General features: G+C 49.2%; 11 protein-coding genes. All 11 read left to right on the forward strand.

Annotated elements, in window-relative coordinates; genetic code table 11:
* The first annotated feature begins 14 nt into the window (after nucleotides 1-14).
* The 11 genes from ACU70B_RS06435 (at nucleotide 15) to ACU70B_RS06485 (ending at nucleotide 12,566) form a co-directional block, all read left to right on the forward strand.
* The gene (locus ACU70B_RS06435; RefSeq protein ID WP_447185522.1) at nucleotides 15-680 is read left to right on the forward strand and encodes an MgtC/SapB family protein; all 666 of its coding nucleotides are present in this window, start codon (nucleotides 15-17) and stop codon (nucleotides 678-680) included.
* 31 nt (nucleotides 681-711) lie between these two features.
* Nucleotides 712-4,338, forward strand: coding sequence for a PolC-type DNA polymerase III (locus ACU70B_RS06440; protein WP_447185523.1), 3,627 nt, complete (start codon nucleotides 712-714; stop codon nucleotides 4,336-4,338).
* A gap of 158 nt (nucleotides 4,339-4,496) precedes the next feature.
* Entirely contained in the window at nucleotides 4,497-4,943 is a 447-nt protein-coding gene (gene rimP, locus ACU70B_RS06445) for a ribosome maturation factor RimP (protein WP_447185524.1), read from the forward strand.
* 12 nt (nucleotides 4,944-4,955) lie between these two features.
* Nucleotides 4,956-6,020: a transcription termination factor NusA gene (nusA, locus tag ACU70B_RS06450; RefSeq protein ID WP_447185525.1), complete on the forward strand. Its 1,065-nt coding sequence runs from the start codon at nucleotides 4,956-4,958 to the stop codon at nucleotides 6,018-6,020.
* The gene (rnpM, locus tag ACU70B_RS06455) at nucleotides 6,004-6,279 is read left to right on the forward strand and encodes an RNase P modulator RnpM (protein ID WP_447185526.1); all 276 of its coding nucleotides are present in this window, start codon (nucleotides 6,004-6,006) and stop codon (nucleotides 6,277-6,279) included. The genes nusA and rnpM overlap by 17 nt, the downstream gene beginning before the upstream one ends.
* Before the next feature lie 18 nt (nucleotides 6,280-6,297).
* Nucleotides 6,298-6,639: a L7Ae/L30e/S12e/Gadd45 family ribosomal protein gene (locus tag ACU70B_RS06460; protein WP_447185527.1), complete on the forward strand. Its 342-nt coding sequence runs from the start codon at nucleotides 6,298-6,300 to the stop codon at nucleotides 6,637-6,639.
* On the forward strand, nucleotides 6,627-9,353 hold the full coding sequence (infB, locus tag ACU70B_RS06465) for a translation initiation factor IF-2 (RefSeq protein WP_447185528.1): 2,727 nt from the start codon (nucleotides 6,627-6,629) through the stop codon (nucleotides 9,351-9,353). Before ACU70B_RS06460 ends, infB begins: the two co-directional genes overlap by 13 nt.
* Nucleotides 9,354-9,402: 49 nt before the next feature.
* On the forward strand, nucleotides 9,403-9,771 hold the full coding sequence (gene rbfA / locus ACU70B_RS06470) for a 30S ribosome-binding factor RbfA (protein ID WP_447185529.1): 369 nt from the start codon (nucleotides 9,403-9,405) through the stop codon (nucleotides 9,769-9,771).
* Nucleotides 9,764-10,729, forward strand: coding sequence for a DHH family phosphoesterase (locus ACU70B_RS06475; RefSeq protein ID WP_447185530.1), 966 nt, complete (start codon nucleotides 9,764-9,766; stop codon nucleotides 10,727-10,729). The genes rbfA and ACU70B_RS06475 overlap by 8 nt, the downstream gene beginning before the upstream one ends.
* Before the next feature lies 1 nt (nucleotide 10,730).
* Nucleotides 10,731-11,630 (forward strand): tRNA pseudouridine(55) synthase TruB, encoded by a 900-nt coding sequence (gene truB / locus ACU70B_RS06480; RefSeq protein ID WP_447185531.1) that lies wholly within the window; start codon nucleotides 10,731-10,733, stop codon nucleotides 11,628-11,630.
* Between the two features lie 3 nt (nucleotides 11,631-11,633).
* Nucleotides 11,634-12,566 (forward strand): bifunctional riboflavin kinase/FAD synthetase, encoded by a 933-nt coding sequence (locus ACU70B_RS06485; RefSeq protein WP_447185532.1) that lies wholly within the window; start codon nucleotides 11,634-11,636, stop codon nucleotides 12,564-12,566.
* The last annotated feature ends 197 nt before the right edge of the window (nucleotides 12,567-12,763 follow it).

Genomic DNA, 12,763 nt, shown 5'->3' on the forward strand with positions numbered 1-12,763 from the left:
TGTGAAGGAATAATATGTCAATATATGAGATAATATTCAAGCTGGTTTTGGCCTGTATACTGGGGGGGATGATAGGGCTGGAGCGGGAGAGCCTGAACCGCCCTGCCGGTTTGCGTACCTACACCCTGGTTTGCGTAGGCTCAGCCCTGGCCATGATCGTATCTATTGATATCTACTTGCAGTATTATCAGACCGTGAATGCAGATCCGGGCAGAATTGCGGCTCAGGTGGTCAGCGGCATCGGTTTCCTGGGGGCGGGAACCATTATGCGGGAAGGAGCTTCCGTAAGGGGACTGACTACTGCCGCCGGTTTATGGGTGGTAGCCTGCATAGGTCTGGCGGTTGGCGCCGGGTTATACATACCAGCCGTATCTACGACTATTCTTATACTGTTTGTTCTTATTTACTTTATCAAGTTTGAGCAGTTGTTTACCGGCATGCGGGAATACAAGGGCCTAGTTATGGTGGTGGAGGATCGGCCCGGGCAGGTTGGAACCATTGGTTCCATTCTGGGTGACATGGGAGTTTTGATAAAAAACATTCAGCTAAACCGGGTGGAAAATTCAGACGACCTGGAAGTAGAATTATTAATGGAAATCCCCAGCGGAATGAAGATATCCCAGGTAATTGACGAACTTTCAGAAATGAAAGGACTCCGCAGCATCGACCGGCTGAATTAAAAATGCTGCAATCATTAGGGAGGATTTGTAATTGAAGCGTGAGTTTGCTTCCTTTTACCGGGAAATTACCGGGAAGGAGCCGCTGGCTGTATGGCAGCAAGCAAGGATACACAGAATTGAGGTCCATTCCAGCAGTAAAGCCTGGTTTATATATGTCGGGGTCAGTGATACTCTTAACGCAGGGAGCGTACGCCAAACCGCCAAGGAATTGCATGAGCGCATAACCTATCTGGATCACCTGGAAATAGTTCCCCTGCTGGCTGAGCCCGCCCATAAAATAAATGAAATTGTTGCCGCCAGGAAGGAGGAGATAAACTCCTCTTTTTTCAACCAGGAGCAAATCGCCGAGCGGATTGAGTGGATGATCAAAGATGAACGCCTGGATCTTATAGCTGAAGACGAAGAAACCTTTAACTATCTGATCGAACATGAGGTGTGCAATCATCTGGCCGACTGGCTCCTGGAACAATACAGCCTGCGGGTGCTGGTACGAGCTCTGGCCACCGGCAATCAGGAACAACTCCCGGTTGAGCTCACCATTAGCGGGACTAAAGCGGAGGTCCTGGAAATAAGGGACTACAGTCGTGCGCCCCGGCCGTCAGGGAAAAGGGAAAGGCACCGTTTAGACCTTGACCAGCAGAAAGCTGTACCGCTGGGCGAGGTGCAGGAAGGATTGAAGAACCTGGTGGCGGAAGGGGAGGTCTGGAATAAAGAGATAAGCAGTATTCGGGGCGACAGATATGTCGTTACTTACTATTTGACCGATTATACCGATACTCTACTAATAAAAACATTTCTGGATAACCTGGAAGATGACCGGATAAATGTGGGCGATGCCATCAGAGTTGGCGGAAGCCTGCGTTATGATGATATAGCCCATGAACTGGTTCTGTTTTTGGATAACTATCAAATCGCGGAGAAAAAAACTCGAAACGATGATTGCGAGCACAAAAGAATCGAATTGCATGCCCACACCAAGATGAGCGCCATGGACGGCTTATGTGATATTACCGCTCTGGTCAGAAGGGCTGCCGATTGGAAACACCCGGCCATTGCGCTAACTGATCACGGCTGCATCCAGGCTTTTCCGGAGGCTTATCAGGCAGCGCAAAAACACAATATCAAAATAATATATGGAGTGGAAGGCTACCTGATTGAAGATGATAAAAAAGAGACCCCCCACCATATTGTATTATTAGCCCGCAACCGGATTGGTCTGAAGAATCTGTACGGTCTGGTGAGCGTATCCTATCTGGATTATTATTACCGCCAGCCCCGCATTCCCCGCCGGGTATTGGAAGAGAAGCGGGAAGGGATACTCCTGGGTTCGGCCTGTGAAGCCGGAGAATTATATCGGGCGCTGGTTAATGGAGGCAGTGAAGAGGAGTTGGAGAGAATCGCCCGGTTTTATGATTATCTTGAAATCCAGCCCCTGGCCAATAACGAATTTCTCATCCGGGAAGGCCGGGTTAAAGGCCAGGAAGAACTGCGGCAGCTGAACCGGCGTATTGTCGAACTGGGAAAGAAACTTGACAAACCGGTGGTAGCCACCGGCGATGTGCATTTTTTGGATCCCCAGGATGAGGTCTACCGCAGGATAATTCAGTCCGGACAGGGCTATCAGGATGCCGAAGCCCAAGCCCCCCTGTATTTCAAGACTACCGGCGAAATGCTGGAGGAGTATTCTTACCTGGGAGCAGTTGATGCCCGCAAAGTGGTTATCGATAATCCCGCCCTGATTAATGAAATGGTGGAAACGATTCAACCCGTTCCGGAAGGCTTTTACCCGCCTAAAATTGATTCGGCCGAAGAAGATATCATAAAACTGACCTGGGAAGGGGCTCATGACCGGTATGGGGAGGAAATGCCGACCCGGATAAGAGCCAGAATTGAGCGGGAGCTTGATTCTATTACCCGGCACGGATTCAGCGTTCTTTACCTTATCGCCCATAAACTGGTCAAAAAGTCCAACCAGGACGGATATCTGGTAGGGTCAAGAGGCTCGGTGGGCTCTTCGGTGGTGGCTTATCTCACTGGTATAACCGAGGTTAATCCGCTCCCGCCCCATTACCTTTGTCCATCCTGCAAGCATAGCGAAATCGTCGCCGATGCATCAGTGGGATGCGGGGCCGACCTGGAGCGCAAGAACTGTCCGATCTGCGGCAGCCTTATGCATAATGAAGGTTTTGACATACCCTTCGAAACCTTCCTGGGCTTTGAGGGTGACAAGGTACCGGATATCGATTTGAACTTTTCCGGGGATTACCAGAGTCACGCCCACCAGTATGTTGAAGAATTATTCGGGAGCGAGAATGTATTCCGGGCCGGTACCATTTCCACCATTGCGGAGCGAACTGCATTCGGTTTTGTAAAAAAATATGCCGAAGAAAAACAGATTACGCTCAAAAACTCAGAGGTTGAACGCTTGGCTGCCGGTATAACCGGAGTAAGAAGAACTACCGGGCAGCATCCGGGCGGGCTTATAGTTGTGCCCCGGGATCACGATATCCTGGAATTTACCCCCCTGCAGCACCCGGCTGACAATAAAGAATCAGGGGTAATAACCACCCACTTTGAATACCATGCCATCGGCGATCAACTGGTCAAACTGGATATTCTGGGCCATGACGATCCTACTGTAATCAAGGAACTGGAGGATTTAACCGGCATTAAGGCGTCTGCTGTTCCGCTGAATGACGAGCAAACCATGGGATTATTTTCAGGAGTCGAGCCTTTGGGGGTTACGTCTGATGAGATCGGCAGCAGTGTAGGAACTTATGGCATACCCGAATTTGGCACCCGGTTTGTGCGGCAGATGCTGGAAGCAACCCGGCCTACAACTTTTTCCGAGCTGGTCAGGATAAGCGGGCTATCCCACGGTACCGATGTCTGGCTCAATAATGCCCAGACTCTGATTGAAAGCGATGTAGCCAGTCTTAGCGAAGTTATATGTACCCGTGACGACATCATGATATATTTGATTCAGCAGGGAATGGATAAAAACCAGGCCTTTCAAATCATGGAGAATGTGCGTAAAGGCAAGGGGCTGAAGGATAAGCAGAAAAATGTCATGCAAGACTGCCAGATACCATCCTGGTATATCGAATCCTGCCAGAAAATCAAATATATGTTTCCCAAGGCTCATGCGGTTGCTTATGTTATGATGGCTTTTCGCATTGCTTATTTTAAGGTAAACTACCCCAGGGAATTCTATGCCAGTTTCTTCAGCATCCGGGCGGAGGATTTTGAAGCGCAAACCGTCCTGGAGGGAATTGACAGGATAGCCCAGCGGATCAAGGAGATCAACCGCATGGGATTTAAAGCCCCGCAAAAGGAAAAAAAATTGCTGCCGGTGCTGGAATTGGCTCTGGAGATGTATGCGCGGGGCTTCAGATTTTATCCGGTCGACCTCTATCGCTCCCAGGCCAGTCGTTTTGTGGTATACCAAGACGGACTGCTGCTGCCGTTCTCGGCTTTGCCCAATGTGGGCGCTAATGCTGCCCAGAGTATCGTTGATGCCAGGGTTGGAGGAGATTATATTTCCATTGAGGATTTTCAACAGAGAACCCGGCTCAATAAAACGGCTATGGAGGTACTCAAACAAAGCAACTGTTTCGGAGATTTACCCGAAAGCAGCCAGATAAGCCTTTTCTCCTAAGTAAAATCCTAATATCGGCATTGACTTGTATAAATTATTAACATTATGTTATACTGATACTAAGCTTACTAATATCTGTTAACCACAAGTGGGTGTCCGCCCACTTTTTCTATTGTAACGCACCGGTAATCGTAAAAAAACCGCCGGGGGTGATTTTATTGGGAAAGACACAGGAGATCGAAGAGTTGATCGAGAGGGAGCTTGACCAGCTTGCTATAGAACTGGTGGGAATCGAATACCGCAGGGAAAATAAGGAGCAAATGCTTCGCGTTTTTATAGACAGTGAAGCGGGGGTTGACTTAAGTCTTTGCAGTCAAGCTACTCGGGCCATTAAGCCAGTATTGGATGACCGTAATATTTATTATGATCATCTGGAATTGTCATCACCCGGGTTGGACCGTATCTTAAGAAAGGATAAGGATTTTTTGCGTTTCCGTGGCAGTATGGTGAAAATCAAAATGCTCAAGCCCTACCAGGGTCCCCGTAAAATTAATGGAATACTTGTAGAAACCGATAAGGCAAAAATTCAGGTCAGGGTTGAGGGGGAAGTGATGGAGCTTCCCCGCGAACTGGTTTCCATGGTTAGATTATATCCGGATTATTAAGGAGGAAAAACAATGTCTAATGAATTGATACAGGCATTGCACGAAATAGAAAAAGAGCGTGGCATTCCGAAAGTGGCTCTGATAGATGCAATTAAGGCGGCACTTAACACGGCCTACAAGAAAAACTTCGGCACGGCTCAGAGCGTGAGCGTGGAATTCAGCGATTTAACCGGGGAGGTCAAAGTATTTTCCCAGAAAAAAGTAGTGAGTGACGTACAAGACTCCCGCCTGGAAATCGATATAACTGAAGCCCGGGAGCTGTACCCCGACTGCCAGGAAGAAGACATGGTTTACGTTGAAGCTACTCCGGCCAATTTTGGACGTATAGCCGCCCAGACGGCGAAACAGGTGGTTATCCAAAAGCTCCGGGAAGCTGAAAGAAGCTTAATCTATGAGGAGTTTCTCGAGCGTGAAGGGGAAATAGTTACCGGCATCATTCAGAGAATTGAATCCAAAACCATATATATTACCCTGGGAAGGACCGACGGCATCATGCTGCCTTCCGACCAGATCAGCGGAGAAAAATATGAACTGGGACAAAGAATAAAGGCCTATATATATGAAGTTAAGAATACCTCCAAAGGGCCTAACATATACGTATCCCGGACTAACCCCTATTTTTTGCGGCGGTTGTTTGAATTGGAAGTACCGGAGATATATGATGGAGTGGTGGAAATCAAATCAATTGCCCGTGAAGCCGGGGCACGCTCCAAGATAGCGGTTTATTCCCTGGATGAAAGGGTTGATTCCGTTGGCGCCTGCGTGGGACCGAGGGGACTGAGGGTCCAAAACATAGTATCGGAGCTGGGAGGGGAAAAAATTGATATTATCAAGTATGACAAAGATCCGGAAAGATACATTGCCAATGCCTTAAGCCCGGCTAAGGTACTAGCTGTTTATGTCAGTGAAGAAGCTAAAATGGCTACCGTGGTAGTACCGGATTATCAGCTTTCCCTGGCTATCGGCAAAGAGGGGCAAAATGCCAGACTGGCAGCCAAGCTGACCAGTTGGAAGGTTGACATCAAGAGTGAAAGCCAGTTTATGGAGGAGACCGATATAGATGGCCAAAACCCGTAAAATACCGCAGCGTATGTGTGTGGGATGCAGGGAAATGAAAAACAAGAAGGAATTGACCAGGGTGGTTCGCACCCCCCAGGGCAGCATTGAAATAGATAACAGCGGTAAAAAGCCAGGGCGTGGAGCGTACCTGTGCCCGCAACTCGACTGCTTGCAGCAGGCATTGAAGGGTAAACGCCTGCAGAAGGCATTGGAACAGGAAATACCTGCTGAAGTAGTAGAGATGCTTACCAATCAAATCTCCAAATCTTTTCCGTAATACAAGGTGAGTGATAAATTGAACAGAATTTATAGTAGGATAGGTTTAGCGCAAAAGGCAGGGAAAGTGTCGTCAGGTGCCCTGGCGGTACGCTCCAGTTTACTCAATCGGGCCTGCCTGTTAGTAATGAGCAGTGATATTTCTGAAAACACCAGGGATTCACTGATTAGTATCAGCCAAAAACAAAAGGTTCCCTGGATCATCCTGGGGAGTAAATATGAACTCGGCACCTCCGTGGGCAAGGCTTACCGGGTTGCCTTAACTATAAATGATCAGGGAATGGCGGATTCTATTATTAAACTCTTGGAATCGCGGGGCGAAGGGTTAAATAGTACGGGGGTGGTTGAATGGCCAAAATAAGGGTACACGAGATAGCGAAAGAATTGGGCTTGCAAAGTAAAGAGATGGTCGATACTTTGCAGAATATGGGACTAGATGTCAAAAACCATATGAGTACTCTGGAGGAATCCCAGGCTAACTGGGTTAAGAAACAGCTGAAAACAGGTGGAAGGCAAGAAAAGGCCGAGGCCGGAAAAAAGGATAGCACGGGTGTTCCTGGAACCAAATCACTGGAAAACGATACCCCAAGCCCCAAACGGCCACAGCAGCCTGCCCGGGAACAGGCTGACCGGATGGAACATCTGCAGCCCCAGAGGGAAGAGAAAACAGCTTCCAGGCCTGCTCACGGCCAGGAAAGACAGGTCAGGCCGAACGACCGGGCAGCGGGTCAGGAAAAAAAGAGCAATATATCGCGGGAGGGCAAGACCCAGGAACGTTTTAAGAACGCACACCGGCCGGTTGCGGATAAGCCTCAAAATAAAGAACCCTTTAAGGGTTCGCCAAGACCGGTTCAGGACAGGGCTCAACAGCACGAAGCATCCAAAGGCCAACCAAGATCAGGTTCGGACAGGCCTCAGAACCGTGAAGCTTTTAAAAACCAGCCAAGACCGGCTTCAGATAGAGCCCCAAACCGTGAACCACTTAAGGGCGGCTTCCCGAGGCCGAAGCCGGAGAAGCCCCAGAACCGTGAATTCTCAGGTGATGGTCAAGGGCAGAACTTTAGAAGGCCGGGTACTCCGCCTGCCGCTCAGCGCAAAGACCAGCCCCGCACAGGCGACAGGATAGTTGCGCCGGCCCCGGAGAAGCGCGGCGAGCCACACAAGAATAAGGTAGCGGAAAAGAGCAAAGAGGCACGACCCGGCCAGGCGGGTAAATATGATAAAAACAAACCCCGCAAGAGCGCTCCGGTCCAGGCGCAGAAGGATTACAGCCGTCCAGGTAGAAAGCATAAACATAAGCGTAAAAAAGAGGATATGTTGGTCCAATTACCGGATAAAATAAGCCTGGAGGAAAATACCACCGTTAGGGAACTGGCGGAAAAATTACATCGGAGTTCAGCGGAAATAGTCAAAAAATTAATGGAACTAGGTATCATGGCATCCATCAACCAGGCCATTGATTTTGAGACCGCAGAAATAGTGGCCAGCCTGTATGAAGTCAAGGTAGAGCGAGCTGTTTCCGAGGAAGAAAAATTGCTGGAAGAAATAGTTGATGATGAATCCAGCCTCAAGCTGCGTCCTCCAGTAGTAACCGTAATGGGGCACGTTGACCACGGCAAAACTTCATTGCTGGACAGGATACGGAAATCTGACGTGGTTTCCGGAGAGGCTGGGGGAATAACCCAGCATATTGGAGCCTATCAGGTTACCGTGAATGACAATCGGGTTACCTTTATAGATACCCCCGGGCATGAAGCTTTCACCGCCATGCGGGCCCGGGGAGCCAACCTTACCGATATCGTGGTACTGGTAGTAGCCGCCGATGACGGGGTTATGCCTCAGACTATCGAGGCGGTAAATCATATAAAGGCTGCCGACGTGCCATTTGTGGTTGCGATCAATAAGGTCGACAAGCCTGAAGCCAACCCCGACAAAGTTATGCAGCAGCTCACTGAATACGGTATTGTTGCGGAAGAATGGGGCGGTGATACCATATTTGTACCGGTATCGGCCAAGCAGGGCCAAGGAATTGACACCCTGCTGGAAATGATTCTGCTGGTGGCAGAGGTGCATGAAATTAAGGCCAATCCTGACCGCACCGCTGAAGGGGTCGTTATCGAAGGACAACTTGACCGGGGCAGAGGTCCGGTAGCAACCGTACTGGTACTCAAGGGTACGCTGAAAATTGGAGATTTCCTTATCTGCGGCAATAACTATTGTAAGGTAAGGGCCATGACCGACCATAAAGGCAGAAGAGTAGAAAAGGCTTATCCCTCCATGCCGGTGGAGATTACCGGATGGTCAGATGTTCCGGAAGCAGGAGGCAAAGTTCTGGCCTGTGATGAAAAAGTGGCCAAGGAGGTAGTAAATCTGCGTCTGAGTGAAAAGAAAATGGAAGAGCAGAAGCAGAGCAGCAAGGTTTCCCTGGATGACTTTTTCAAACAAATGCAGGATGCTGATATCAAAGAACTTAATCTGATTATAAAAGGTGATGTCCAGGGTTCAATCGAAGCCCTGGCACAATCGCTCCTGCGCCTGGGTACTAATGAAGTCAAAGTAAACGTGATCCATTCTGCGGTAGGAGCTATCAGCGAAACTGACGTTATGCTGGCTTCAGCTTCCCAGGCCATAATCATCGGGTTCAATGTCCGCCCTGATGTAAAAGCCAGGAAATATGCGGAAGATGAAGGTATAGACGTCCGCTTGTACCGTGTTATCTATGAGGCCATCGATGATGTTAAAAAGGCTATGGCCGGATTGCTTGACCCGGAATATAAAGAGAAGTATATGGGGCGGGCTGAAGTCCGGGCTACTTTTAAAGTACCTAATGTGGGTTTAATTGCCGGTTCTTATGTTATCGACGGCAGACTGCAAAGGAATGCTAACATACGGGTACTGCGCGATGGTGTAATCGTGTATGAAGGCAGGCTTTCATCCCTAAAACGTTTTAAGGATGATGTCCGTGAAGTAGTAGAAAACTACGAATGCGGGATAGGCATTCAGGATTTTAATGATGTCAAAGAAGGCGACATTATTGAAGCCTATACCATGGAAGAAATACCCCGGCAGTTATAGATAACGACTTTTTCCCAGCCGTCTACTTAAGATAAAAGGGGGTAAAGCCATGAGCAAACGCAGACAGGAAAGAATGGCTATAGAAATCAGGAGAATCATGGCCCGAATAATCCAGGAAGATATAAAAGACCCCCGGATTGACTTCACCACGGTTTCCATTACCAGGGTTGACGTCAGCAATGACCTGAGTCATGCCCGGGTATATATAAGCGTATTGGGCGACGATGAGAAGCAGGAGGAAACCATGCAGGCCCTGCAAAAAGCTAAAGGTTTCATACGCAGCGAGCTGGTTCAGGCTATCCAGGTCAAACATGCACCGGATCTGGAGTTCCGCCTGGATCATTCCATTGAGCAGGGTATACGGATCGCGTCGCTTTTGGATGAATTAAAGGAAGGGCCAAAAATTCACGATGAATAGCATGGAAGAAGTTGCCCGCCAATTGCTGAAATCTGACGACTACCTTATCCTGGGCCATGTCATCCCCGATGGTGACTGTATAGGTTCACTGCTGGGCCTCTATTGGGGCCTGACCGACAGCGGGAAGCAGGTTGCCATGGTTCTTGCAGATTCGGCGCCGGACCGGTATGATTACTTGTCCGGGTGGGAAATGATTAAAAAGCCATCCGAGCTGGAAGTTATCCCGGCCAATATTATATTTCTTGATTGTGCTGACCGGGAGCGGGTCGGGGAGGAAATATTAGCTAAAATTGACGGGCATACATGTGTTTATAATATCGACCACCATCTCCAGAGCGAGTTATATGGTGACTATAATTATGTAGACCCCGGCGCGGCAGCTACAGGAGAAATAATTTTTGCCCTGCTGCAGGCTATGCAGGTTCCAATCCGGGCAGAAATTGCGGATTGCCTGTATGCTGCCCTTCTTATGGATACCGGAGGCTTCCTGAACAGCAACACCACCTCTGGCACGATGCGTATTGCCGCCAGTTTGCTGGAACTGGGAGCTGATGTTGACCAAGCCCGGATTCGCTTGTTTGAATCCAAATCGCGCCGGGAAGTGCTTTTACTGGGTCTGGCCCTAAAATATATAGAATTCAGTGGTGACGGCAGGATTGCTTGGATGAGCCTTCCCTATGAAGAAGTGAAAGCCATAGAGGCCCTGGATTTTCACCCGGAAGGCATCATTAACTATACCCGCATGATTGCAGGGGTTGAAGTGGGACTACTCTTTCGGGAGACGGAGCCGGGCATCATTAAAATTGGCTTTCGCTCCAAAGGCGCCATTGATGTAGCCGCAATCGCTGCCGTTTATGGCGGGGGAGGGCACCGGCAGGCTTCCGGCGCCCGACAGGAAGGTACACTGGAAGAGATTAAGAAGAAGGTAATTAATACGGTCGAGGACGTGATGGCTTAATTTGCAAGGCTTTCTAAATGTTGATAAACCTCGAGGCATGACCTCTTTTGACGTTGTAAGAAAGATAAAAAAAATCATCCCCCGTGGAATCAAAATTGGCCATCTCGGCACACTTGATCCCATGGCCGGCGGGGTTTTGCCGCTGGCAATAGGGAAGGCCACCAGGGTAATACCCTATGTAGAAGATGAACGCAAAGTTTACATAGCCCAGTTCACTCTGGGGGCGGTCTCCGACACCCAGGATGCCTGGGGCCGCGTTGATTATACGGGGAAAAAGGATTTCCGGGCAGAGCGCCTGGAGGGCATTCTGCAGGAGTTTACCGGGAGGATCAAACAGATCCCCCCGATGTATTCTGCGGTTCATCACCAGGGAAAACGCTTGTATGAGCTCGCCCGTGAGGGGATAACGGTAGCCCGGGAGGAAAGAGAAATAGTGATTCATAGCCTGGAGATACTGGAAATAAACCGGGATGCCGAGTTGCCGGTGATTAAAATCAAGGTCGATTGCTCCCGCGGCACTTATGTGCGTACCCTGGGGCACGACATCGGCGTCAAACTGGGGACGGGCGCTTTGTTGTCCGGCCTGGTACGCATCTGCTCGGGCCGGTTTAATATAGAGCAAGCCTCTCCTCTGGAAAAAATCCTGCAGGATCAGACCTCAATCAACCACTATCTTTGGCCTTTAGACTATCCGCTGACTCATCTGCCCGCCATTCAAATTGATTCCAGGGAAGACCTGCAGGCCATAATGAACGGCCAGGCAGTGGCGATAAAGGCCCGGTTGCCGCAGGGACTTATCCGGGTATACTCGCCGGAAAACAGCTTAGTGGCTCTGGCCCGAAGCAATCATGAAGGAGCCGGCATGATTAAAGCGGAAAGGGTCTTTAATAAAGGAGCTTAAACGATGCAGATAGTACGTGAAATTGAAAATTTCAAGCCTGATCACCGCCCCCTTTATTTGGCCTTGGGTAATTTCGACGGCTTGCACCAGGGCCATCAGCATTTGATCAGAACAATGGTGGCAGCGGCCCGATCAGACGCAGGAAAAGCAACCGCCTTTGTTTTTGAGCCTCACCCGAGCAAGGTGCTTTTTCCCGAGCGGGCTCCCAAGCTGCTGGTGACGGCGGAACGGAAAGCGGAGCTTATGGAAAAATTAGGGGTGCAGATCCTGATATACAACAGCTTTAATCTTAAAATAGCCAGATGCTCCCCCGAGCAATTTGTGCAGCAGATACTTATTGACCGGCTTAGGGTTAAGGAAGTATTTGTCGGGTTTAATTATACCTTTGGCGACAAAGGAGCCGGGACTCCGGAGTTGCTCCGGCAACTGGGGGAAAAACAGGGATTTAAGGTTAATATCATACCACCGGTTGCAGTTGACGGGGTGGTAGTGTCCAGCAGTATGATCCGACGGGCCTTGGATGCAGGTGATATTGGACAGGCCAAAATTATGCTGGGGTATGAGCCTATGCTGGAAGGGCAGGTCATCGAAGGAGAACATAGAGGTTCCACTATTGGTTTCCCTACCGCCAACCTGGGGTTAAGCAATGAAGTCAGCATACCGGGCAAGGGCGTTTACGCTGCCCGGGCCGAGGTTAACGGGCGCCATTATCAGGCGGTGGTCAACATTGGCAGCAAGCCCACCTTTCATGCTCAATATCCGGTGGAGATTGAAGCCCATTTAATCGATTTTAAGGGTGACATATACGGTCAAAAGCTTCGTTTGTACTTTATAGCCAAAATACGGGATGAGCGCAGGTTCAGCAGTGCCGAGGAACTAACCCGGCAGATAGCTTTGGACCGGGATAAAGCCCGAAGAATAGCTTCAACCCGGTAAGTTTACTTTTTTTTCGGGCTATGCTACAATTTACCTTGGTTATTGAGCTCGGGAGTATAAAAATATATGCTGTCCGGGATAATTATATAAAGGTTAAAATCCAGGTAAGAGCGGCAGTCTAACTGCTTTTAAAATCATATACCATTAACAGGAATGAACCATTGGCTAGGGTTGGCGATTCACCGGCGCCAAGCTTG

This window comes from Syntrophomonas curvata, from assembly GCF_052976825.1.